Source organism: Sutcliffiella rhizosphaerae, assembly GCF_917563925.1.
Lineage (GTDB): Bacteria > Bacillota > Bacilli > Bacillales > Bacillaceae_I > Sutcliffiella_A > Sutcliffiella_A rhizosphaerae.
This window is the reverse complement of the sequence record NZ_CAKJTJ010000016.1, coordinates 30,169-55,554: the sequence shown is the minus strand read 5'-3', so window position 1 is coordinate 55,554 and position 25,386 is coordinate 30,169. Positions and strand designations below refer to the sequence as shown.

The window sequence follows — 25,386 nt, the reverse complement described above, 5'->3', positions numbered from 1 at the left end:
ATCGTCGATAAAATCATAGAACCGTCGATATATCTTTATAGCCCTTTATAGCCGTTGATATTATAATTTTTCCCTCGATATTCTCCTCTCTTCGCTCATAAAAGAAATAACTTCCCCAAAATTTTTCCTAAAAACGATAAAAAATTTAAAAATAAGGAACGTTTTCTAAAACTCGCTTGTCTAATAAACGAAAGGAGGTACTAAACAAATGAAAAATTGGAAAAAACTCTTTAAGCCAACTCAACCTGGACCAACATTTGAAACACTAATTAAAAACGAACAAGAAAAACTCTATAAAATTGCCTTTTCTTATATGAAAAATGAACAAGATGCACTGGATGTCGTGCAGGAAGCCATCGTGAACGGCTATAAAGCTTTCGATAAGCTGCAAAAACCGCAATATTTCTCTACTTGGATAACTAGAATTCTTATTAACACAGCAATCAACGAACTAAGAAGAAAGAAAAAAGTAACCTTTTTAGAAATTGAAAAATACGAACAACCAGCAAAAGACACTCAGCTTTCCATACATAGGTTAGACCTAGCAGAAGTGCTGGAAAGATTAAAGCCAGAACAAAGAACCTTGCTTATGATGCGGTTCCATTATGGATATTCCATCAAGGAAATAGCCCAAATCTTCGACAAGCCAGAGGGCACCATCAAATCACAAATTCATCGGACATTAGCGCATGTAAAAGCAGAATTGGACGAAGGAGGAGAAAAGTATGGAGAAGCTTAGCCGTGATATAAACACAGAATTCGAAGAAATGTATGTTCCGAAAGAAGAGCTAAACAAACGTGTCCAACAAGCATTAGAGATGGGACAGAAACGAGAAAGAAAGAGATCCTCAAGAATGCAAGCCTGGAAGGTGAACATTGCTGCAGTATTAGTAGTCGGAATCATCGCCGTTCTTTTCCAAAATGATCTTTGGAATAATGATTCAACAACTGGGTTTGGGAACGAACAAGGGATTTTATATATGTATGGGGGCCCAGGCATAAAACAAGTGGCACAAGAGGGTAGGGTGACAACACTGGATTTGGAACAAGAAATACCAGAAATGGAAATTTCCATTAAAGAAGCTTATTTTGATGCTGGGACAGCTCTGGTTGGGTACCAAATTAAAGCTCGTGAAGCCTTTAATGGTAATATGCTTGCTTTCTTGTCTGCCCAATCTGATAAAGATTACAGATATATTACTTCAAGGGGATTAGATGTAGAGGCACAACAAGGAGAAGAGGGTATATTTTATTTTCCTAATTCTGCCGAACTCATTAAAAACGAGGATTTTCATTTAAGATTGGTATTCATACTAAATGGAGAAGTAAAAGAGGTGAATTTTCAATTTGAGATGAAAGGTGAACCAATGCTAGTAGAGAAAGAAGTAGGTTTACGAGCTGAAAATGAGACTGGTGCTTGGTTCAGAGTAGACCGTGTGAAAGAAACAGTGTCTGAATTTCGTGTAGAAACAACTATGGATTTTCCAGAAATCAGTGAGTTCCCTGAAGAAACTTCTATACATACATTATTGATAGGATACTCTAAAGATGGCACTATAAAAAATGCACCTCAGGTTAGTTCAAGTTTTTCATACAATCATTATGACAAAGAATATTATACTCACACAGAAGCGTATGCTCCACTACGAGATATAGAAACTACTAAAGTAATCCCATACTTAAGAAAGTGGAATGTGGATCCAATTATTCAACCACTAAAACAAGGAACAATCCTAACAACGGAAAGAGGACAAATTCGAGTAGACTCTATGAAAGTAATAGCAAATGAAATTATTGTAAAGTTGGCAAAAGGAAATGTGCCAGCAGAATATGCAGCAAGCTTTATCCAATTATCCGACTCAGATAAATACTGGTACACTAGCAGTTATTTTCAAGAGAATGGAAACTTCGTTGAGGTTAGTTTTCCAATCAAAGGGAAAAAGGACAATCTAGAAATTATCTATCATCCTATTGAGGAGTTCTTCGAAGATCTTGCGGTAGAGCTGGAATAATAAAAGAGGGAAGTAACCAGACTGTGGTTACTCCTTCTTTTTGACAGGTTTAAATGGTTATTTTTCCTATAAAAGGTAAGGGTTTAAAGTCAGGTATTCTGGATTAATTATCCGTAATACCGGATTTAATATTGAGCGATCCGGATTAAATAACAGCCAATCCGGATTAATTAACGCAATATCCCACAAAAAACTAGCAGAAAAGAAGCCGCACTCAACAAAACTCGGCTCATTCCTGCTTATTTGTCTACAAAACATTAAAATATCTAGCCTCCGGATGTGCAAATACGATCGCTGACACCGATGCTTCTGGTTCCATCATAAATCCGTCGGTGAGCTTGACGCCAATGTCCTCTGGCTGAATTAATTTAAACAGCTTTTCTTGGTCTTCTAAATTTGGACAGGCTGGGTAACCAAACGAGAAGCGTTGGCCTTGGTATTTGGCGGCGAAACGTTCTTTCATAGTGAAGTTCACCGCATCGGGGAAGCCCCAGCGGTCGCGCATTTGCTGGTGGACAAGCTCGGCTAACCCTTCTGCCGTTTCCAGTGCTAATGCTTGTAAGGCATGGCTTTCTAAGAAACGGCCTTCTTTTTTATAATTGGCAGCGAGTTCACGAACTCCTTTTCCGGCTGTGACAGTGAACAGACCGACATAGTCCATGACACCACTCTCACGTGGCTTGACATAGTCTGACAAGCACAGATGAGGTGCTTTTTCCTGTCTAGGAAACTCGAATTGTTCTATTACTTTTGATGGGTCTTCTGGGTTGTAAATGAACAAGGTATCATCCTCTGACTGGGCAGGGAAGAACTGGTACATAGCAGCTGGTGTAATCAGGTTCTTCTGTTTTGCCTCTGTTAAGAGGTGATCTACTACGTCCTTCACCTGCAAGGTTCTCGCGTCACCCTCCGCTAGTAGTCTTTCAATTTTACCCTTTACTCCTAGGTGGTGACCAATGAGCATTTGCATGTTGATATACGGCTCAACGTGAGAAACGGAAATGTTTCGTAGTAAGTGACGCTTTGTATCATTTGGTTGAAAGACCCGCACATTTCTCGAAACGGTAGAGCGCATTTTCACAGCTGTTGCGACGGATGCACCAGTCGTAACAGTAACTTCCGTAGCTGCTTCACTTAGTTTTCGTTTCTTTTCTGCTTGTTCAGCGACAAGTAGCTCAAACTCATCTGGTGAGCGCAATTGGTTTGCTAACGATAGACCGTTCATCGCATCTTTTGCATATAGTACAAGGCCTTCGTATTCTTTTGAGATTTTTTGGTCTGTGAACTTCCTGGATAAGGCTGCGCCACCAACTAAAATAGGAACAGAAATATCGGACTGTTTCATATCCTGCGCGGTAAGGACCATCTGCTGCGCGGATTTTACGAGTAGACCAGATAAACCGACGATATCTGGTTTTTCTTTTTTAATAGCTTGTATTAAATCAGTGGAAGTGACCTTGATTCCAAGATCCACCACATCATAGCCGTTGTTGCTTAAGATAATGTCGACTAGGTTTTTCCCGATATCATGCACATCTCCTTTTACAGTTGCTAAAAGGATTTTTCCTTTGGAGGAAGAGGTGTCGCTTGCTTCCATATGCGGTTCTAAATGGGCAACAGACGCCTTCATCACTTCCGCACTTTGGAGAACTTCGGCTACGATGAGCTGGTTGTCATTAAATAGACGGCCTACCTCTTTCATTCCTGCCATTAAAGGGCCATTGATAATGTCGAGCGGGGTAGGGAATGCTGCCAAAGCAAGATCTAAATCAGGGAGAAGACCTTCCTTTGTCCCTTCCACGACGTAATAGGCAAGGCGCTCCTCTAATGGCATATCTGGAATATTGGACTTGGCTTCTTTCTTTTTCCCTCTGTAAAAGTCGGTAAAAACTGCGAGGGATTCGTCAGTTGTGTCAAAAAGTAGAGTCTCGGCCATCTTGACTTCTTCATCAGGAATGGACGCAAAACGCTCTAGCTTTTCAGTATTAACAATAGCGTAGTCAAGACCAGCCTGTGTACAGTGATAAAGATAGACAGCATTTAGTACTTCACGGCCAACAGGTGGTAGTCCAAACGAAACGTTACTGACACCAAGGATGGTCAGGCAAGCTGGAAATTCCTCTTTTATGAGTCGGATGCCTTCCACTGTAGCATTAGCAGAACCGATATATTGTTCATCCCCGGTGCCGACAGGAAAGACGAGCGGATCAAATATAATATCAGAAGGGGCTACCTTATATTTGTTAACTAACAAATCATAAGAGCGCTTAGCAATTTCGAGCTTGCGTTCTGCTGTCACACCCATCCCTTTTTCATCAATTGTCCCAACAACAAGAGCTGCCCCGTATTTGTGAACGAGCGGAATGATTGCTTCAAAGCGCTCTTCGCCGTCTTCTAGATTAATAGAATTGATGATTGCCTTTCCTTGAGAGTGCTTTAAGGCGATTTCAATGACGTTTTCATCAGTCGAATCTATGACAAGTGGTGCTTTAACTTTTTTCACCACTTCTTGAACAAATTCTTTCATATCTTCTAGTTCTTCACGATCTGGGTCTGCTAGGCAGATGTCGATTACATGTGCACCGCCACGTACTTGGGCACGGGCTATTTCTGCTGCTTCTTCAAATTTTTTCTCGGCAATGAGTCGTTTGAATTTACGTGAGCCAATGACATTCGTTCTTTCACCAACCATTATAGGACGAAGGGAAGGGTCATCATAAATAAAGGACTCGATGCCTGAAACGCTGTGATGATCGACAACGTCCGAAACACGTGGCTTTTTATCCTTCATTATCTCCGCAATTGCCTGAATATGATCTGGAGTTGTTCCGCAGCAACCACCAACTATGTTTAACCAGCCTTGGTCAGCAAATCCACCAAGCTTGGCAGCAAGGGATTGTGGTGTTTCATGATAGTTTCCTTCTTCATCTGGCAGTCCTGCATTTGGATAGCAGCTCACGGCACTTTTGGAAAGATTGGAAAGTGTGCGGATATGGTCCTGCATAAATTCTGGACCAGTGGCACAGTTTAATCCAACGGCAAGTGGTTTCATATGCTCCACTGAGATGTAAAACGCATCTATCGCTTGGCCTGCAAGGGTTGTTCCCATTGGTTCAATTGTACCGGAGATAATGATAGGCACAGTAATGCCTGTGTTATTAAAAGCCTGTTGAATGCCGAGGAATGCAGCTTTTACATTTAATAAGTCTTGGCTTGTCTCTACAAGTAAACAGTCAGAGCCGCCATCCAATAAACCCCGGGCTTGCTCTTCATAAGATTCTGTCAGAGAGTCGAATGTCGTTCCTCCCGTTACACTTAAGGTTTTAGTAGTAGGTCCAATCGAGCCTGCGACAAAGCGAGGCGTTTCTGGAGTGGAAATCTTAGCGGTTGCACGCTTGGCAATTTCAGCTCCTAATCTATTAATCTCATAAGCTTTAAATCCTAGATTATATTCATCAAGAACGAGGTTTGTACCCCCAAAGGTGTTTGTTTCCACAATATCAGCACCAGCTTCTAAATAGGAGATATGAATCTGTTCGATTACGTTTGGAGCTGTGATATTCAAGTTTTCATTACAGCCGTCCAGCTCTTCTCCACCAAAATCTTCAGGGGTGAGGTTTGCCTGCTGTAGCATCGTTCCCATCGCGCCATCCATGATGAGGATTTTCTTTTTCATTTGTTGTTCTAGTAGTGTGATAGGTTTAGACATTTTGAACCCTCCTGGATGTATGAGACGGACCGTATTTTTTTGCGTAACTTGCTAGCTCCACTGTAAGCTCATAACGCATGAACGGAGTGATAAGATAAATACCATTAAAGAGCTCAAGTGCTGCATCAAGCAGACCTTTTGCGATGTTTAGGCCCTCAAGACTAGCCTGCTCTGGATTATCTCGATAGCTGTTCATTGAATCAAGTATTGGCTGTGTTAGTTTGATTCCGGGAACTTCATGGTGTAGAAAATTGGCATTTCTACTGCTTGTCAGTGGCATAATCCCAATATAAATGGGAGCATTAATATGTTTGGTTGCATGATAGACCTCTAATAGCTTTTCCTCTGAAAAGACAGGTTGGCTAATAAAATAGTCTGCACCAGCTTCGATTTTTTTCTCAAGGCGTTCGACAGCTTTATCGATAACGCGCACATTCGGATTAAAAGCCGCACCAACCGAAAAGCTAGTACGTTCACCGAGTTCTTTTCCTGAAAGAGAAACCCCTTGGTTAAACTGTTTAATCATATTAATCAAACCAAAGGAAGTGACATCGTAAACGGAAGATGCACCAGGAAAATCGCCAACCTTTGTTGGATCTCCTGTGATGGCAAGTATATCATGGATACCTAGCTGGTGTAGCCCCATTAAATGTGACTGTAACCCGATTAAATTTCGGTCACGACAAGTAATATGAATAAGCGGCCGTAAGCCAACTTGTGATTTTACAATGGACCCAAGTGCGGTGTTGCAAACTCTTGGTGATGCTAAGGAATTATCCGCCATGGTAAGCGCATCGATACCAGTGTCCTTCAAGGCTTGTGCACCACGTAAAAACTTATCTGTATTTAGTTTTCGTGGAGGATCAAGCTCTACAATAATCGACTGCTCCTTTTTTGCTTTTTCAAAAAGAGGGGTAGGTACATCCTTCTTTTGCGAAGGGATGACAATCGTTCGCTCCCGTCTCTTAACCTGTTTTTCCTTTACAGGAGATACATCTCTTAATGCTTCTGAAAATGCTTGGATATGGGCAGGCGTTGTGCCGCAACAGCCCCCAAGTAGTCTTACTCCTTGATCTCGGAAGGCAAGAGCTGTCTCTTTAAAATAACCAGCATCACTGTCATACTCTAGTTTTCCATCTACATAAGAAGGAAGACTAGCATTTGGGTATGCGGACAAGAATGCATGCTTTGGAATTGATACCTCTTCTAACGTTGAGATCATATGATAAGGTCCAAGCCGACAATTTAGCCCGACTATATCAGCCCCAAATGCCTCTAAACGATTCAATGCGTCTGTAATCGGAACACGATTTTGCAGGTACCCGACTTCCTGTAGTGAAACTTGGGAGATAATAGGTAAATCCGTTTCTTTTCTGGCAATCTGTAAAACTGTTTCTAACTCCTCTAAATCATAGAATGTCTCTAGTAAAATTCCATCGACACCTTCAAGTAAAAGACAATAAAGCTGTTCGCGAAATGTTCTTTTAATTTCTTCAAGTGGTATCGTTTCAGGCTTAATGGCACGAATTCCTCCAATCGTACCGACCACATGTGAACCAGTGTGATGTAAAACGGCTTTTTTAGCCAGCTTTACAGCAGCACTGTTAATTTCTTTTACTTGATCCTGTAAACCATAGCGCTCAAGCTTGTGATAGTTGGCAGCATACGTATTTGTTTGAATAATGTTCGCACCAGCATTCAAATAAGCTTGGTGTATATGGAATATTTGGTCAGGGTGGGACAGGTTCAGTTCTTCAAAGCAACTATCTGATCCATACGAATAAAGGAGGGTTCCCATTGCACCATCTGCAATTAAAATTCTATCCTGCTGTAAACTATCTAAGATTCCCATGATATACCCTCCGTTGTTCGGTAAATGCGTTTGCTGCTAGATGTAATGCTTGATCAAAATCGGCGATAAGATCGTCTACTTGCTCTAACCCGACAGAAAGACGAAGTAAAGAGTTGGAAATTCCTCGCTTTAAGCGCTCTGCTTCAGGCATAGCAGCATGCGACATCTTTGCTGGAAAAGATAGAATCGATTCCACCGCACCTAAGCTGACAGCAAAAACAGGAATTTCTAGGCTGTTGACAAAGGTGCGAAGGTCAACTCCATCTTTAAGTTCAAAAGATAGTACTGCTCCAGGTCCTTGCGCCTGCCTGTGCTGTAAGGTAAACCCTGGATGAGTCGTGAGACCTGGAAAATAGACGCTTTTAATGGCCGCATGTTTTTCAAAATAATGAGCTAGTTTGTTAGCGGATTTAATCGATTGTTCTAAGCGGACGTGCAAGGTTTTTAGTCCACGTAACACAAGCCAAGCATCTTGTACCCCAAGAACCGCTCCGAAGGAATTTTGTAAGAAGGCAAGTCGTTCCGCAAGCACTGGATCCTTTGCAACTGCAAGTCCTGCCACCACATCACTATGTCCTGAAAGAAACTTAGTCGCACTATGGAGAACAAGATCTGCTCCAAGTTCTAACGGCTTTTGTAGCGCTGGTGTTAAAAAGGTGTTATCTACAAATGTTAAGGCATCTATACTTTTGGCAAGCGCTGATATTGCGCTTATGTCGGTAACCTTTAATAACGGATTAGAAGGTGTTTCTATATAAAAAAGCTTCGTGTTTGGTTGAATAGCGTTTTTAACAGAGTCAATATTCGTCATATCCACAAATGTATGTGTGACTCCGTAACGTGAGAGGACTTCTGATACCATCCGGTACGTACCGCCATATACATCCTCTGAAATGAGGACGTGATCTCCTTGTGATAATAATAGAAAGGACGTGGAAATAGCTGCCATTCCAGAAGAAAAAGCAAACCCTCTCGTTCCTTCCTCAAGGTGGGCAATGGTTTCCTCTAACGCTTCTCTCGTTGGATTTGCGGAACGTCCATAATCATATTTTCCAAAAGAGTCGATATCAGATTGATGAAAAGTAGAAGCATGCTGAATAGGCACACTTACCGCTCCGTTGCTTTTATCAACCTTGTGTTGGTTATGCAACAGCTTCGTTTGAAAAGAATAGCTCATGATAGGACCTCCTTTTGAATGGAAGCTGCCTTTAATGCTGCCTCTAAATCCTGAATGAGATCTTCTACATCCTCAATTCCGACAGAAAAACGAAGCAGTCTGTTACATACCCCGGTTTGGATGCGGATATCTTCAGGAATATCGGCATGTGTCTGAGTAGCTGGATATGTAATAAAGCTCTCTACTCCGCCAAGACTTTCTGCAAATGTGATAAGAGTCAGATGCTGAAGGAGCGAATTGACCCAAGCCTCCTCTTGAATTCGAAAAGAAAGCATTCCACCTCTACCAGGATAAAGGACATCTGTAATGGCCTCATGCTTTTCTAAATAAGCAGCAATTACTTTAGCATTTTTTTCATGGCGCTCCATGCGAAGGGATAGCGTCTTCATGCCTCTAATTAATAGCCAAGAGTCAAAGGGACTTAACACCGCACCTGCTGCATTATGGTGAAGAGAGAGTGCTTCACATAGCTCAGAACCTTTTGCCACAATTAGACCCGCAAGGACATCATTATGACCACCAAGATATTTTGTAGCGCTATGGATGACAATGTCAGCTCCAAGTTTTATGGGATTTAAAAGAACAGGAGTGTAAAAGGTATTATCACAGATCAGTAGAATTCCATGTGCCTTTCCGAGCTGTGACACGGCTTCCAAATCTGTTTCTACCATCAGGGGATTGGTCGGAGTTTCCACAAAGATGGCTCTTGTTTGTGGAGTAATAGCTTCTTCTATTTGTGCTAAGTCAGTTGTATCCACATACGTACAACACAGTCCCCATTTTTTATAGCCTTCCTCTAATAAACGATACGTTCCTCCGTACAAATCCTTGCAAACAATGAGCTCGTCACCAGACTTGAAAAGAGAAAGAATCGTTAAAATAGCTGCCATACCGGAACTACAGGCATATCCTTGGTCGCCACCTTCAAGCTCTGCAATGGCATTTTCTACTACGTGCCTAGTTGGATTACCTGTTCTTGTATAGTCATAGCCTGTCGATTGACCAATGCCCTCGTGACGATAAGCAGTTGAAAAATAAACAGGGGGATTTACTGTTCCAGTAGCAGACTCACTGCGATTTCCTATTTGCGCTAGCTTCGTATTTGTTTTATACATGAAAAAGGCCTCCTATTAACTGGTGATCATCCAGAGAGTGAGAGGCGTTTTAAAAAAATAAAAAGCCTTCTTAAGAAGAAGACTTTGATTAGAAAGTTCATTCTTCTCATCTATGTGAGCAACACTGCTCACTGGAATTAGCACCTTTTCATCGCCAACTATTTGACGTTGATGGTTGCTGAGGTGTCTTCGGGCCATTCCCTCAACCTCTCTGGATAAGAAAGTTTACATATAAAATTATCAGAACAATTTAATTATTTTTCTAATTTACAACAGGTATGAGGGAAATGCAATGGTTTTTTATAAAATCAGGTTAATTGATTTATAAAGTTGAACGGATTTTGCACGTAATCCCTGGTCAATTCCTTTTTAAAATTAATAGATGAAAAAATTATTAAAATATTTAAAATATATGTTTGCAAGCTTAAAATTATACATGTATAATTTTACTGTTGTTGCTAAAGGTTACATAAATTAGAAATTTTAGGCAGGCTTTTAATATAGCAAATACTGCATTACGACCCTATACATAGTAACTGGTTATTCTTATGCTAAAGTTTGGAAAACTAAAACATGTTTTTAATAATTTTTGAATAAGTAGCTGAAAAGCTGCTTATTCATTAGTGATTTAAGAGAAGGAGTTATGATCATTGATACACTTACAAAATGCTACATTACAATATAATATGTCGAAAACCCCTATTTTTTCAGATGTAACTCTACATATAGCTAAGGGGGAATGGATTTCCTTAATAGGACCTTCTGGATCTGGTAAAACATCACTGTTAAATATCATAGGCGGTAGCATTGAATTGTCCTCTGGAAAAGTATTTATCGAGCAAACGGATATACAAACTCTATCAATCAATGAAAAGCAACTATATGTAAGAGAAAAGATTTCAACCGTTTATCAACAATTTCGGTTACTTCCTCAATTTACAGTATTAGAAAATATTATGCTGCCTCTTATCCCATACCGTGACCGTAAAGTAATTCAAGCAAAAGCGTTAGAGCTGATGGAAGATGTGGGATTGGAGGAACATGCAAAGAAGCTGCCAAGTCAACTATCAGGAGGACAACAGCAAAGGGTTGCTTTTGCTCGGGCCTTAATAACAGAACCTGATATACTCTTATGCGATGAACCAACAGGAAATTTAGACCATGATAACCGCAACAATATATTAGAACTCCTTTCTGTTGTTCATAAAAAGGGAAAGACAATCGTCTTGGCTACACATGATGACTTCGTAACGAAAAAAAGCGACCGTATCATCACATTCACGGGGAATACCATTCACATAGGAGGCGATAAAATTGCTTCGCTATAGCTGGAGAGCCGTGAGAAGTCGCTATAAACTGTCTCTTATTCTTCTAATCTCGATGGTGATTTTGCTAGTAGCAAGTTCTGTAAGTATCTCTTCCGTGCTAACGATTCAAACAAATGTGAGAGAAAGTATACAGGAACATGCTAGGGGAAGTTATGATATTTTAATCCGTCCCGCAGAAGCAGCTACTTCTGTCGAAAAGACATTAGGAAAAGTAGAAGAAAACTACTTAAATTATGGAGCTGGCGGTATCTCATTAGAGGAATGGGAAAAAATAAAGGCATTATCAGAAGTAGACATTGCTGCTCCTGTTATATCTTTAGGATATTTTACAGGAGAAAATAAGTCCTTAGCTTTAGATTACCCTTCTAAAAGTAGTTATATTTCTGGTTACTTTGAAACGTATGATGGTGTAAACCATTATGAGGTTGAAGATACTTTTGGAGTTTATTACATGTTAGAGCAAGAGGGTTATCCTGAAAACGGGTTTGATTTCTTAAAACGATTGGGTGTAGGTTTTACTGGGGAAGGAATGAGTCCTGAATTTGATATCCCTATAACTTATGATCTAACTGTAGGTGTAGATGTAGAAGAAGAGCAAAGATTAACTGGAATTGACCTATCTGCTTTAAATAATGAAATTCCCCATCAGATGGCAATGGCCTTTGAGTCCTTAAATGTGGAAAGAGAAATCCGTCTTATCTATTTAGAGGATTCCTTTTCACCATTAAAACTGCAAGTAAATGTAAAAGATTTAAATTGGGGAACACAAGACACTATTAATTTAAAGGAAAGTTTAAACCTATCAGAAAATGAGCCTTTATTTTTGTCTGAACGGTTCGAAGGATTAATGGAAGAGTTAGAGATGGACTACTTATCAGATGACAAATACACTTTTGATATGTCGAAATACATTACTCCATTTCTGTATAATCCATTAATTGTAGATTACGATCATACAGTAAAAACTTCTGATAATTTCTCTTCTTCATTAGGTGAATCTTCTCATTTCTACAAGATTAATCCTATTGATTATATGATTAATTCAGACGGTACTCTTACAGTAAAACAAGTAGGAGAACATTTAGGAGTACCAACATATAGAGATATGAATTTTCAAGGTGTATCAGTTGCGACTGTTGCAGGCACTGATAAAACTATTCCTTTTATCTTATTTCCTGTAGGTTCTTTTACTACGGTGGAGTATCAAAATACGTTATCTTCTAGTCCTCTCGGTATATACCAACAAGCACCTACCATTACTTTAGATGAAGAACAACCGTTACATGAAACGCTCACACCTGGAAGCTTTATTAGTTCACCAGCAAAAGGGATTATGAGTTTAGAAGATGCTGCTTACATTAAAGGAGATTCCCCTATTGATGCTATAAGGGTGCGTGTTTCCGATATTAAGGAGTATGATGATGAAGCTATCGCTAAAATTGAAGAGGCATTAATAAAAATTAGCCAAATTGGGAATTTTCAAATGGACGTGGTGGCAGGGGCATCTATATCAAAGATGGCTATAGATGTAGAAGGAATTGGAATGGTATCACAGCCATGGACAAGTCTTGGTGCTGCCGCTGAAATAGCGGATGGGTGGAATGGGACGAACATCCTTGTTACAGGTTTATTCTTTCTCATTGGACTTCTATACCCACTAAACAACGCCTTCTTCCGTAATAGAACAAGTATTGAAGATAAAAAAATCATTTCTGATTTAGGGTGGAAGCCATCTCATATCAGAAAGCTCTACTTTATGGAGAGTGCCATTATCCTTGTTTTAGCAGCACTTGGGACAAGCTTGGCACTAATCATTTTGTATACTTATGGGTACGTTCATATTATGTCGTTTCCTTATGTTCTCTTATCTATTATCATCGCATTAGTAGTGACATGGCTCATCAATAGATTTCAAAACAGTAGCTCCACCAATAAAACAGAATCTCCTAAATTTAAAACTTTGTGGCTTAGAAGTCTCTACTACTTTAGACATTTAATTGTATTTTCTTTTTTACAAATCGTTTTATTAACTGTCATCATCACTTTTATACCTGTTAACTTATATCAAACAATATTAGCAACTGGGGATACCAATCTTGGAGAATATATAAATGCCACAGTTCTTGTTTTTGTGATTATTATATTCCTAGCAGCATTGATCCTCACAACGGCGACACTTAGTGAGACAATCTCTTCTACTTTGCACATCCGAAAAGATGAGGTAATAACCTTAAAAGATATCGGATGGAAAATCAAAGATGTAAGAGGAATTTTAGTGAAAGAAACAATGGTCTGGATGATGATCGCTGTAATTTGTGGATTTGTAATAAGTTTAACGATGACCTTGATGTTTTATCCTAACATGTCGGCAAACGTGGTATTCATTAAAATTATATGTAGTCTTTCATTTAGCATTCTCTGTTTCATCATGATATATATTTTAATGACACGTAGGTTAAAAAGTTATGGGACAACTTAAAAGAATATGACCCGACTTAAAAATGTCCCCCTCCACCAAGCTTGGTGAGGGGGACTTATTATTTCAAATTCGATGTTCTCATTTATAAAAAGCTCTTTTCGGATTTTTCAACAAGGGTCAGGATAGTGGTAGATAATAACCTATTGGGGATGAAATGATGATAAGAAGTTATTATAGAGTAAAACCTAATATTTCTCCAAATGTCGAGGCTTTAAAAGAAGTTCTCTCCAAATGGTTGGGGGATGACACTTTCTCCCAGCAATACTTTTTAAGAGGACTCAACACCAAGCATAGACTGTGTACTTATGAAGCTTATGAAAGTGAAAAATTGGTAGGTTTAATAACTGCGTGGAATTCTGAATTTCACCCGTATTGTACCTACTTCGCAATGGTTACGGAAGCGCATATGGGATATGAAATAGAGACTGTATTGGTTAATGCTTTATTGAATGTTGAAAAGATTAAATTTCCTCTGCAAACATCCATTTGGGAGTCGTCTTATAGATTAAAATCATTCTATGAACAAAGTGAGTTTTTAGAAGTCAGAAGAACATATATGCCATCATTAATGGTCTCAAAGGTTGATATAGAGGGAATATTTCCGGAATTTAACCAACAAGATATTTACATAAAAGACATGAAGAGTATAGGTAATCAACAAGAACTAATAATACAGTTAATTAACCTTGTTAAAAAAAACTATGAAGTATCTCATACTATAAATCCTGTTTCTGTTCAAAGCTTTGAGACATGGAAAAAATTAATCTTTAATAAAGATTTGATTGAAGATGGAAGTTATATTGTATTAAAGGATAATGAAATACACGCATACTCTTTATTACATTATTCAAATACACCAAATAAATTAGATTTTGGTTGGAGAGGTACCAAAAACAATAATGATATGAGATTAATGTTAATGCTAACAGCACTTCAGATAAATTATGCCGAGAAAAAAGGAATACATACTATTGAAGCTGAAGTTGATTCAACAGATAAATTTTCTATTGAAATGTTAAAATTCTTCCCATTCTCTCCAACGCCGTCATTATTGACATTTCAAAAGCTGCCCCAAGATGTACAGTTATAGCAAGGTTTGAAATACCTTAATATGAAACTGGATTTCTACAAGACTCCAGTTTCCTGGCGGGATGTTAAGAACGTTCCGCCAATAGCTTTCAATGGTTATTTAAAGACTATCCACAGTTATCCCAGAGATAACCTTATTTTGCCGTCACGTTTTACCTTCACACTTCCATCCAAGAAGCAAACTATCCCTCTTTAATGTGTCATCTAATCTTTCCAAACCCTGTTACCAATAAGCTAAAATCGGGAACACTAATAATAAGTCATAAAATGGTCAATCACCAAACGAGAAATTACCTTGCATATGCTATATAATAAAGATACATAAAGTATGTGAAGTTTTTCACAACATAAAACTATCCCAACCTAAACGGAATAAAGGGGACATAAAAATGACCGATTTAAAATCTATCGCAAAATCATATAGAGGCACAAGGATAACATTAATAATTATTGCTGTCTTAACAGGCTTGACTATTATTGGGCAGGCGTACTTTTTTGTGACTATTGTCGATCGAATTTTTTTACGTGGGCACTCCTTTCAAGAAATCATCCCGTTTCTTGCAGGTTTATTAGGTGTTTTGGCTGCGAGGGCTATCCTTACCTATTTCAACGGAATTACTGGAGTAAAGCTAGCAACGAAAGTAAAAAAGGATTTTCGAATAGCCCTGCTAAAAAAATATTCTAAAAGTCCTGTGCAGGCTGCACTAAAAGGGCAGTCCGGTCAAAAGGTTAGTGTCATGATGGATGCCGTCGATGAAGTGGATCCGTATTTTAGTAAATATATTCCACAGGTCATTCAATCGAGCATCATCCCGATCATTATCCTAATAGCAGCATTCAGTCAGCATGTGAATACCGGTTTGATTATTCTGGTCACTGCACCTTTTATTCCAATTTTCATGATTGTTGTGGGACTAAAAACGAAGAAGAAATCAGAAGAGCAAATGGAAAAGCTGAATGCTTTTTCGGGAACCTTTTTAGATACATTACAAGGCTTAACCACCTTAAAGCTGTTCAATCGTTCCAAAAAGCAACAACAAACGATTGAAGAGAGCAGTCATAGCTTCCGGGATGCCACGATGGAAGTGTTGAAAATAGCTTTCTTATCATCGCTTATGCTCGAATTTATTTCTATGCTTGCCATTGGACTTATTGCACTTGAGGCAGGATTACAGCTCGTTGTTTTTGAAAATATCGGTTTTTTCACCGCTTTCTTTGTTCTCGTCCTTGCACCTGAATTCTATCTGTATTTAAAAGAACTCGGAAGTGCTTTTCATACAGGACGGGGTAGCATGGGTGCAGCGAAGAAAGTGACAGATGAATTAAATGCAGAAGAGGCACCTGTAGAGTGGGGAGAAGAATCACTTCCAAATATGGAAACTCCACCTTCATTAGAGCTCCGCGATTTAGGTTTTCGGTATAGAGACGAAGGGTTTGCTCTTCAAGGTATCGCTGCTTCCATCAAACCGTATAGTCAAATCGCGCTTGTTGGAAAAAGTGGTTCAGGGAAATCTACTTTGCTTAATCTAATATCAGGGCTTATTCGTCCGACAGACGGAACAGTAATGGTAGAAGGAAAGCCTCTCTTTGATTATCAGGAGAAAGCCTGGTTTGATAAAGTAAGTTACATTTCACAAAACCCATATTTATTTGCAGGAACCATTGCTGATAATATCGCAATTGGTGGAAAAGCAGATGCCACAGAGGAGGAGCTAAAGATTGCTGCAGAAAAAGCAGGTATCCTTGCGCTAGTGGAATCATTGCCAGAAGGCTTTCAAACTAAGATAGGAGAGGGTGGTCGTGGACTTTCAGGTGGAGAAAAGCAGCGTCTCGCTCTTGCCCGTGCATTCCTGAAAAAGCCATCCATTATTTTATTTGATGAGCCAACAACAGGTTTAGATTTAAAAACCGAAAAGATTCTTCAAGAATCGATGAAAGAGCTAGCCAAAACCTCGACAGTCATTACGGTTGCCCATCGACTTCATACGATAAAAAAGGCAGACACCATTCTCTTTTTAGAAACTGGCAGCTTAGTAGCAAAAGGAACTCATCATGAGCTTCTCCAGACTGTACCTTCGTATCAACAAATGGTGTCTGTTCAGCAAGGAGGGAATGCCATATGAAAGAGCTTCGTCATGTCACGTTCCTTGTGATGAAGGAAAGAAAAGACGTTTTGCTTTCCATCATTCTAGGGTTTAGCGCCGGAATTTCCGCTGTGGGACTCTTTGCATCAAGTGGATATTTGATATCCAAAGGAGCCTTAGTTCCACCAATTTATACGTTAACAGTGATGATCGCGCTACTAAAGCTTTTTGGCTTTGCAAGAGCCTTTAGCCGATATGGAGAACGGTATTTTTCACACCGAGCAACATTTACGATACTAAGTAATCTGAGGGTTTCTTTTTATAAAAAAATAGAACCACTAGCCCCAAGGATTTTTCAAAAATACAGAAGTGGGGACTTACTTGCCCGTATTGTAGGAGATGTAGAAAGTCTGCAAAATTTCTTCCTAAGGGTTTTCTATCCACCTGTTGTCTTAGTAATCGTTTTTTTAAGCACCATTCTTTTTATTTCATACTTCTCGGTAATTCTGGCGTTTGTGATGCTGCTAGGTTTATTATTGACTGGATTTGTTGTACCAGCCATTTTCGCGCTCGACCAGCGGAAGCTTCAACGCAATGTTAGAGAGGGAAGAGCGAGACTTTCCACCGAAGTGACGGAACTATTTTATGGCTTTCGGGATTTGAAAATATATCAGCAGTTAGAAGAAAAAGAAAAATTGCTTACAGAGGTAGCAGGGGACTATGTTGTAGAGCAAGAGACAGAAGGAAAGCAGGAGATTTTCAATCATTCTGTTAATACATTCGTGACGCTTCTCGTATCCTGGTTGATTCTGGCCTTAGGCGCATACCTGACAGTTCAAGGTCAATTTGAAGGACTGTTCCTTGCAATGCTTGTCATGATCTCTCTTACTGTATTTGAAAATGCTGCGCCAATGGCGGTTTTCCCAAATCATTACGAGGATAGCAGGAGAGCTGCCGGTCGTTTGGAGGAAGTAGTGGAGAATGAAGTAGTGGAGTATGTCTCGGAGGCTACTAATGTGTTGCCGGACAATGAAGCACTCTCGTTTCATATGAAAGATGTCAGCTTTACGTTTCCGGGTGAGTCCAGTTCAACTTTGGCTAATGTGAATGTAAGTTTTGAGTCAGGTACAAAAACTGCCATTGTCGGCCCAAGTGGTTCCGGTAAATCGACATTGCTGTATTTGTTGTTAAAGCTGCATCAACCAGATAACGGTACGTTTACGCTAAATAATTGGAACTATTCTTCTGTTTCTTCAGAAGATCTGTGGAGTAAAAGCAATGTCGTACTCCAAGAGAATCATTACTTTTACGGAACTATTCGTGAAAACTTGGCCATTGCAAAAGAGGACATCAAAGATGAAGAAATGTTAGAAGCTCTTGGTATGGTAAAGTTGAACCACTTTTCCTTGGAAGATCGTGTCCTGGAAAAAGGAGAAAATCTTTCTGGTGGAGAGAAGCAACGCCTTGCCATTGCACGTGCTTTTCTTAAGGGTCAACATGTATGGCTGCTGGATGAACCGACATCTTCTGTGGATGCTGTGACAGAGAATGCTATTTTTGAAAAACTGTTTGAAAAGGCAAAGGATGACACGTTAGTACTGGTCAGCCATCGCTTAACAGGTTTAGAGAGAATGGATCAGATCATTGTGATGGAAAATGGAAACGTGGTAGAAGCAGGAACTTTTGATGAGTTGATGAAAGCAAAAGGCTATTTCTATGAAATGAAAGAGATTGAGAAAAGTGTGTTTATGTGAGTTATTGTGCCACTTAAGGGGATTTTTAAGGACCTTGAGTGGTTTTTTACGTGGGAGTTGTATGATTGTCTTTTGAATTGTAAAAGTAAACAGAAACTATCATAAAAAAGTTTTCAGCTGTTGATTGGAGCAAAAGGAGCAGACTCCTAGAAAATGCGAGCATTTCCTGCGTGCGATGTAATGCTGCCGTAGCCTTCCTTGTCCAGCAGGAAAGTAGCGGTAATCTGCTCAAGTCCGCCACTCTGAAATCAAACACAGAAGTAAAAAAAGCTGTCAGAAAGCCATGTATCATGACTTCCTGGACAGCCTTTTCTAACAAACTTAGTCATCCCACTCTACATATAACACTTTCCCAGTCACTGCATCCACATATACTGTTACGTCGTCATCGTCACCTTGGTTTGTGTCAATTTCTACTTCATAAACGAGCTTTCCATTTTCACGGTCTAACTCGATGTCATCAATTACTCCGTTCACTTCATTTAGTGCTACTTCTTCTGCTTCTTCAAAAGAAATGCGGGGGCTGTTTTCTCCATTAGTTCCTTCAGAAGTTACGCGTTGACGCTTTTTCCCGTCGCGCTCATCTCTTTCTTCTTTAAGGATATCGCCAGTTTGTGCATCTACTTTGAAGTCATATTCATATTCGTCATTTTTCACTTCAATTTCGTAAATAATTCTGCCGTTTTCGCGATCTTTTTCGGCTTCTTTAATGACGCCGTTCTCCACTTTTTCTAAGACGATTTCACTTGCTTCTGAAATGGAGATTCCATTTTGTTCGTTCGTTGGGTTAGCTACGTTCACTTGTTTCAATTCCATATTGTCATCTTTTTTCAAAGCCTCTGCACCAACGCTGATACCTCCAATTAATAGGGCACCTGTAACCACGGTTGCTAAAAGTTTCATAAAAGAATTCCTCCTAATGTTTTGTTTGTATTGCTTGCTACAGTTGTATAATAGCCAGCGAACATTAATAGAAAAGGAGGAAAAGATTAAAATTTTTTAATCTAAGATAAGGAAAACTCAGTCTAGATACTATTAATCCCATGTTAAAGAGAGAATTTCCCCAGTATAAGCGTTAATAATAATCGTTGCTTCTGTGTCATCATTGACTTCGATTTCAACTTCATAGACTTTTATGCCATTCTTTTCATCAAGCTCGATATCTTCAATGGCACCATGTACCTCGTCAAGTGCAATCTCTATCGCTTGATCTTTTGTTAGCATGCTTGGCTTTGGAGTATCTTGTGGTGTTTCGGACTCCTCACCATCTTGGCCGTTAGGTTGAGAGTCTTCACCTTTACGGTTTATCAGCTTTAGTGAGGTGATTTCCCCGGTTAGCCCATTTACTAGCATTTGATATTGACCCATATCATTTTCCATTAATACCACAAACGTTTTATCGTTTTTTTCCAAAGAGGTGATAGAGCTTCCTCCGTATTGACTTTCTACTATTTCTCGAACAGTCAATTCAGAGACCATCTCCCCTTCTTGATTAGATAGTAGGTAATAAACAGCGATACCTAAAAGTAGGACGAAGATGACAGCGAAAATAAGCAGATAACCTTTGTTATTTCTCATATTTAATCACCGTCTTTTCTTGTTTTGGCAAAGTAATACGGACGGTCGTGCCTTTTCCTTCTTCACTTGTGATAACGATACTCCCTTGGTGAGCGTCCACTATTTGCTTTGCTATGGAAAGACCTAAACCAGACCCACCACTTTCTCGGCTTCGGGCTTTATCGACTCGGTAGAATCGGTCAAAGATTTTGTCCAAGTCATCTGAAGGAATACCATCACCTTTATCGATAATGGTAACAGAGCAACCATCAGCTGCTTCCATTAGTTCCATTAAAATATCATGATCACTATACTTTCTTGCATTATCAAGAAGAATATAGAGCAATTGCTTTATTTTATTCGTATCTGCAAAGACGTGAAAATCGTGTCCTTTTTCTACAATGGTAATGTTTCTGTCAAAGGATATTTCCATATTATGGGCAGCTTGTCTGGAGAGAGACAATAGGTCCGTCTCTTCTTTGTGTAATGCGATATGATTATCTGCATTGGCTAGCTGGAGCATCTGCTCTGTCATTTCTTTCATTCGAATGGATTCAGAATAAATGGCTTCCACAGATTCCTCCAGGAGCTCCGGTTTTTTCATTCCCCAGCGTTTTAACATGCTTGCATAGCTTTCAATGACCGTTAATGGCGTCTTCAATTCGTGGGAAGCATCTGAAACGAATTGCTGCTGTTTTTGAAAGTTTTTTTCTAAAATATCAATCATTTGGTTGAAGGTGGAACCCATCATATACAATTCGTCCTTTGATGTTCCTTCTAGCTTCAGCTTTTTGTAATCCCCTGTTTGTTGGATTTGTTTCATTGTTTTTGTCATGGCATATATCGGTGTTAAAATTATTCTACTCAACACGTTTCCAAAAAAGATAGCCGGAATGATGATAAACAAAGAAGCAATCAATAAAACAACTAAAAGGGTATCAATGGTTCGCTTAGAGTCTTCCAGGCTTTCGGTTACCTCCAGCATAACAATATTACCGTCTGACCAAATTAAAGGATAAGAAACGACTGCATAAGGATTTCCATCAAATGTTCGAACATCTGAAAATTGCTGGTTCTGGAATTTGGTTGGGATTAATCGCATATCATACTCTTTTGCACTATTAGCAACAGAGGTGTTTTCCTCTGTGACAATGCGTATCATTCCATTTGGGGGAAGATAAGCGTGCAGAAGCGCACTAAAATCTGTCTCATTTTCACTAATTGCCGTTGTAACAGCCTCTGTCACAGATTGTGCATGTTCCTTAACCCGGTTTAAGTCGTTATCTAATATATTTTTTTGGAATAGAAAATAAATAGCGCCATTAACTAATAAAAGCATGATCAGCAGCCATACCGTAGAGAACAGCAGAATCTTCTGTTTCAGTTTCATTTTTCGTTACTCCTTCAGTCGATATCCGATACCACGGACAGTTAGTAAGACATCTGCTAAATCAAGTTTTTTTCGCAGATGTCTTACATACACATCCACAATATTAGTGTCGCCATAATAATCAAAGCCCCAAACTCTGGTGAGAATTTGTTCGCGATTCAAGGCAAGGCCGCTATTTTCAATGAAAAATACAAGTAAATCAAATTCCTTTGGTGTCAAATCAACACTTACATCTCCACGGTGGACCTCACGAGCTTTCTCGTTCACAGTCCAATCTTTTACCTTCAGAACACTTGTCTGTTCAGGTTTAGTCTGTATCGTCCGCAGACTTGCTCGTACTCTAGCCAAAAGCTCTTCTATTTCAAAAGGCTTTGTAATATAGTCATTAGCTCCTAAATCTAGCCCACTAACTTTATCAGGAATGGAGTTGCGGGCTGTCAATAAAATAACAGGTGTGTGAGTATCCACTGAACGAATTCTCCTTAGTACCTCCAGCCCGCTTAATTCAGGTAGCATCACATCTAATAAAACGAGATCCCAACTTTGTGATTTGAATTTATCCAGCCCGCTTAACCCGGTAAAGGCAGCGTCTGTCTCATATCCTTCATGTTCGAGCTCTAACTGCAACACACGGGCAATCTTTTTCTCATCCTCTATAATCAAAATATATGCCATGGCGCTCACTCTTTCCGATTAGTCTTTGTTAAATAGAATACTGTAGTACCTAGCCGTTCGGTCAAGATGGAGAGACCCAACCTTATCAAGGCTTCTTCCGTTTATCTTTTTATCATAACTTTTCTTCTTCATCCTAACAAATGTCGTTGACGTAAAAGCGTTGTTGATAGTATAGTTGTTTTTAGTGATAATGATTATCATTAGGGAGACGAAATTTTTATAAAATAAAAGGTATTTGCATACATAAATAAGGAGGTAAGTCTGTGGTTCGTCGTTTTTTTTCCTATTATAGGCCATATAAGTGGCTTTTTATCTTGGATTTTTCATGTGCTGTCTTGGTAGGTATTTTAGAACTTGCCTTTCCGGTAGCTGTGAACCAGGTCATTGATCGTCTGTTGCCTCAGCAAAACTGGAGCTTAATTGTTTGGGCTTGTATCGGATTGTTGGCTGTGTATGCCATTAATACAGGGCTCCATTATGTCGTTACCTATTGGGGACATATGCTTGGAATTAATATTGAAACGGACATGCGTAGGAAATTGTTTCAACATATGCAGAAGCTGTCATTTGGTTACTATGACAATAACAAAACAGGCCACTCTATTTCCAGGCTAACGAAAGATTTAGAAGAAATAGGAGAAGTAGCTCATCATGGGCCTGAGGATGTATTTGTGGCATTGATGACCCTTGTCGGTGCCTTTGCCATCATGGTGACCCTAAATTGGAAACTAGCAGTCCTTTCATTTTTAGTAATACCGTTACTTATCATACTTGCAATTTATTTTAATAAAAAGATGACTAGTACGTTTCGAAAAATGTTTAGCGATGTGGCAGAAATAAATGCACGGGTGGAAGATAGTATTGGTGGGATCCGTGTTGTTCAAGCTTTTGCAAATGAAAAGCACGAGCAGAAGCAATTTGCAGTTAACAACGAGAACTACCGGAATACGAAGCTTGCGTCCTACAAAATTATGGCACAAAACATCACAGCAAATTATTTGCTAATGCGGCTTGTGACATTGTTTACTCTTCTGTTTGGTACATTTTTTGTCATTAGAGGAGAGCTAAGCCCAGGGCAATTTGTAGCATTTATTCTCCTTTCTAACATTCTATTAGGACCTATTCAAAAGATTAATGCAGTTATAGAAAGCTATCCTAAAGGGATCGCTGGATTCAAACGCTATACAGAAATAATGGATACAGAGCCAGATATAGCAGATGCACCAGATGCTGTCCATGCGGAACTAGATGGAGAAATTCATTATCGAAATGTTTCGTTCGGCTATGAAGGAAATGAAAAAGTATTAAACAACATCAATATGTCCATTAAGGCAGGAGAGACAGTAGCGATCGTCGGTCCATCCGGAGCTGGAAAAACAACTCTTTGCAGCTTACTTCCACGCTTCTATGAATTGGAGCAAGGAAGCATATTGATAGATGGGTATGACACTCGTGAATTAAAGCTGGAATCTTTACGAAGTCAAATCGGGATTGTGCAGCAGGATGTGTTCCTTTTTTCAGGCACCATTCGCGAAAATATGTCTTATGGGAAGCTTAATGCAACAGATGAAGAGATAATGGAAGCAGCGCGACGATCTCAGCTAGATGAGTTCATTGCAACTCAGCCACAAGGATTAGACACTGTCATTGGAGAACGCGGTGTCAAGCTATCAGGCGGTCAAAAACAAAGGCTTGCTATTTCACGTATCTTTTTGAAAAATCCACCGATTCTTATATTGGACGAGGCAACATCTGCACTCGATACCGAAACAGAACGTGCCATTCAGACGTCTCTTACAGAGCTTGCCAAAGACAGAACCACACTTGTAATCGCCCACCGACTAGCAACCATTAAAAATGCCGACAGAATCATGGTGGTTACTAAAGAGGGGATTGCCGAGTCAGGACGTCATGAGGAATTATTAGAATCAGAAGGGATTTATAGCAGACTCCATCAAGCACAATTTGGATGATAAAAAGACCTAGGTAATTTAAGGAATTGTGTTTTCAGTGCCTATCTTACGGGAATGTAACCAATAAGCAAGTCGCATTTCCGAGGAGGGATTTACATGCAAAAAACACTATTAGGAGTCTACGATACAAATAAAAAAGCAAGGAATGTCGTAGAAGGCTTAATTGTTCAAGGATATACAGCCGAAGAAATTGTTATTGTGGCATTAGAGGATACGCTAGGACATGATTTTCCGATTGGCACCCGTCTTGAACGGATTGCCACGGAGGAAAAAGACACTGTAGTGGATAAATTAAAGCATTCTTTAATGCCAGAAGAAGCAATGGCTCCCAAAGGGGTGGGCAATAAGCTAATAGAAATGGGGCTTTCAGACAGGGAAGCACCTATGTATGCTACAGATATTGAAAACGGGAGAATCGTAGTTCTCGTTAATAAATATGTAAGCAAAGAAGCACGAATAGTTGCACCTTGAGAACGACCAGAAATGGTCGTTTTTTTGTAGGTTTAAAAGCTATTTTAATGCGCAATCCAAAATTTCCTGATAAAGAGTGTGCCATTTGTGATAATAAGAGGAAACATCAAAAGGGTTTACAAACATACGTTGAGCGGATTCGTACCGCCCATCAAATGGAAGCAATTTTGAAATAGTCATTTTGTAGAATATTTGATATCCAATCATAGGATATGAATTACTCTCTGTCCATAATGGATTTTCACTGTGGTCAACGATTATGTGTCCTAATAAATTACATTCTCCTTCCACATAACCCTCTTCCATTGCTTCCCGTTTAAAGCAACCCTCTGGGGTTTCGCCAGCTTCAATATGTCCTCCAGGAAAATCCCATCCTCTATGGTTTAAATCTACCAATAATACTTTTTCTTCTTGAAAACAAAAGCCGTGTGCACTTGTAATTAAATCATATGGAGGAAGTACGCTGCTTTTTTTCCAAGTTAATTTAACTCTGGATTCTCCCCAATTTACAAAAGTAGTAGTCATTGTTATCCTCCAACATAATCAATTGGTATTAATGGTCTAATTTGGAAGCTGTGATAACCTAAATATATCATACGTAGAATTAGCAGGGAATAATGGCTTTTTTGCCTGAATGCCTAAAAATGGAAAAAAGGAAAAATCGGGCACTCAAAGAGCAAACTAGTGCCCGAAAAACCAGAAAGTAGAAAAATCGGGCACT

Annotated in this window: 18 protein-coding genes and 1 riboswitch; of the genes, 9 read left to right on the top strand and 9 right to left on the bottom strand. The window is 39.4% G+C overall.

The window, feature by feature from the left end:
- The first annotated feature begins 208 nt into the window (after window positions 1-208).
- Both LRP81_RS14290 and LRP81_RS14285 read left to right on the top strand, forming a co-directional pair.
- Complete coding sequence (locus LRP81_RS14290) at window positions 209-739, top strand: sigma-70 family RNA polymerase sigma factor (protein WP_230502223.1); 531 nt, start codon at window positions 209-211, stop codon at window positions 737-739.
- Entirely contained in the window at window positions 726-2,012 is a 1,287-nt protein-coding gene (locus LRP81_RS14285) for a DUF4179 domain-containing protein (RefSeq protein WP_230502221.1), read from the top strand. The genes LRP81_RS14290 and LRP81_RS14285 overlap by 14 nt, the downstream gene beginning before the upstream one ends.
- Before the next feature lie 247 nt (window positions 2,013-2,259).
- On the opposite strand, the gene metH is transcribed toward LRP81_RS14285, so the two are convergent.
- From metH to LRP81_RS14265, 4 genes are read right to left on the bottom strand one after another with little or no spacing between them, the layout of a single operon-like run.
- Entirely contained in the window at window positions 2,260-5,721 is a 3,462-nt protein-coding gene (gene metH, locus LRP81_RS14280) for a methionine synthase (RefSeq protein ID WP_230502220.1), read from the bottom strand.
- Complete coding sequence (locus LRP81_RS14275; RefSeq protein WP_230502218.1) at window positions 5,714-7,573, bottom strand: bifunctional homocysteine S-methyltransferase/methylenetetrahydrofolate reductase; 1,860 nt, start codon at window positions 7,571-7,573, stop codon at window positions 5,714-5,716. Before LRP81_RS14275 ends, metH begins: the two co-directional genes overlap by 8 nt.
- Window positions 7,557-8,750, bottom strand: coding sequence for a cystathionine beta-lyase (metC, locus tag LRP81_RS14270; RefSeq protein ID WP_230502216.1), 1,194 nt, complete (start codon window positions 8,748-8,750; stop codon window positions 7,557-7,559). Before metC ends, LRP81_RS14275 begins: the two co-directional genes overlap by 17 nt.
- Window positions 8,747-9,865, bottom strand: a complete 1,119-nt coding sequence (locus LRP81_RS14265) for a methionine biosynthesis PLP-dependent protein (protein ID WP_230502213.1) — start codon at window positions 9,863-9,865, stop codon at window positions 8,747-8,749. Before LRP81_RS14265 ends, metC begins: the two co-directional genes overlap by 4 nt.
- A gap of 103 nt (window positions 9,866-9,968) precedes the next feature.
- Window positions 9,969-10,087: riboswitch (SAM riboswitch) on the bottom strand.
- A 428-nt stretch (window positions 10,088-10,515) separates the two neighbouring features.
- Here LRP81_RS14265 and LRP81_RS14260 point away from each other — a divergent pair.
- From LRP81_RS14260 to cydC, 5 genes are all read left to right on the top strand, one after another.
- Complete coding sequence (locus LRP81_RS14260) at window positions 10,516-11,193, top strand: ABC transporter ATP-binding protein (protein WP_230502211.1); 678 nt, start codon at window positions 10,516-10,518, stop codon at window positions 11,191-11,193.
- Window positions 11,180-13,672: an FtsX-like permease family protein gene (locus tag LRP81_RS14255; RefSeq protein ID WP_230502209.1), complete on the top strand. Its 2,493-nt coding sequence runs from the start codon at window positions 11,180-11,182 to the stop codon at window positions 13,670-13,672. The genes LRP81_RS14260 and LRP81_RS14255 overlap by 14 nt, the downstream gene beginning before the upstream one ends.
- A 157-nt stretch (window positions 13,673-13,829) precedes the next feature.
- A complete protein-coding gene (locus LRP81_RS14250) occupies window positions 13,830-14,762 on the top strand; it encodes a hypothetical protein (protein ID WP_230502208.1) in 933 nt (310 codons plus the stop codon).
- Between the two features lie 388 nt (window positions 14,763-15,150).
- Window positions 15,151-16,884 carry a thiol reductant ABC exporter subunit CydD gene (gene cydD, locus LRP81_RS14245; protein WP_230502206.1) on the top strand — a complete coding sequence of 578 codons (1,734 nt, stop codon included), beginning with the start codon at window positions 15,151-15,153 and terminating at the stop codon, window positions 16,882-16,884.
- Window positions 16,881-18,599 carry a thiol reductant ABC exporter subunit CydC gene (gene cydC, locus LRP81_RS14240; RefSeq protein WP_230502204.1) on the top strand — a complete coding sequence of 573 codons (1,719 nt, stop codon included), beginning with the start codon at window positions 16,881-16,883 and terminating at the stop codon, window positions 18,597-18,599. The genes cydD and cydC overlap by 4 nt, the downstream gene beginning before the upstream one ends.
- 321 nt (window positions 18,600-18,920) lie before the next feature.
- Here the strand turns inward: cydC and LRP81_RS14235 are convergent, their stop codons facing one another.
- From LRP81_RS14235 to LRP81_RS14220, 4 genes are all read right to left on the bottom strand, one after another.
- The gene (locus LRP81_RS14235; protein ID WP_230502202.1) at window positions 18,921-19,502 is read right to left on the bottom strand and encodes a PepSY domain-containing protein; all 582 of its coding nucleotides are present in this window, start codon (window positions 19,500-19,502) and stop codon (window positions 18,921-18,923) included.
- Between the two features lie 132 nt (window positions 19,503-19,634).
- Window positions 19,635-20,177 (bottom strand): PepSY domain-containing protein, encoded by a 543-nt coding sequence (locus tag LRP81_RS14230; protein ID WP_230502200.1) that lies wholly within the window; start codon window positions 20,175-20,177, stop codon window positions 19,635-19,637.
- The gene (locus LRP81_RS14225; RefSeq protein ID WP_230502198.1) at window positions 20,167-21,546 is read right to left on the bottom strand and encodes a HAMP domain-containing sensor histidine kinase; all 1,380 of its coding nucleotides are present in this window, start codon (window positions 21,544-21,546) and stop codon (window positions 20,167-20,169) included. Before LRP81_RS14225 ends, LRP81_RS14230 begins: the two co-directional genes overlap by 11 nt.
- A gap of 6 nt (window positions 21,547-21,552) precedes the next feature.
- Window positions 21,553-22,221, bottom strand: coding sequence for a response regulator transcription factor (locus LRP81_RS14220; RefSeq protein ID WP_230502197.1), 669 nt, complete (start codon window positions 22,219-22,221; stop codon window positions 21,553-21,555).
- Window positions 22,222-22,484: 263 nt separating this feature from the next.
- Here LRP81_RS14220 and LRP81_RS14215 point away from each other — a divergent pair, with 263 nt between their 5' ends.
- Both LRP81_RS14215 and LRP81_RS14210 read left to right on the top strand, forming a co-directional pair.
- Complete coding sequence (locus tag LRP81_RS14215) at window positions 22,485-24,194, top strand: ABC transporter ATP-binding protein (RefSeq protein ID WP_230502196.1); 1,710 nt, start codon at window positions 22,485-22,487, stop codon at window positions 24,192-24,194.
- Between the two features lie 96 nt (window positions 24,195-24,290).
- Window positions 24,291-24,665 carry a general stress protein gene (locus tag LRP81_RS14210; RefSeq protein WP_230502194.1) on the top strand — a complete coding sequence of 125 codons (375 nt, stop codon included), beginning with the start codon at window positions 24,291-24,293 and terminating at the stop codon, window positions 24,663-24,665.
- A gap of 39 nt (window positions 24,666-24,704) precedes the next feature.
- Here the strand turns inward: LRP81_RS14210 and LRP81_RS14205 are convergent, their stop codons facing one another.
- Window positions 24,705-25,190, bottom strand: coding sequence for an NUDIX hydrolase (locus LRP81_RS14205; RefSeq protein WP_230502191.1), 486 nt, complete (start codon window positions 25,188-25,190; stop codon window positions 24,705-24,707).
- Window positions 25,191-25,386 lie beyond the last annotated feature (196 nt).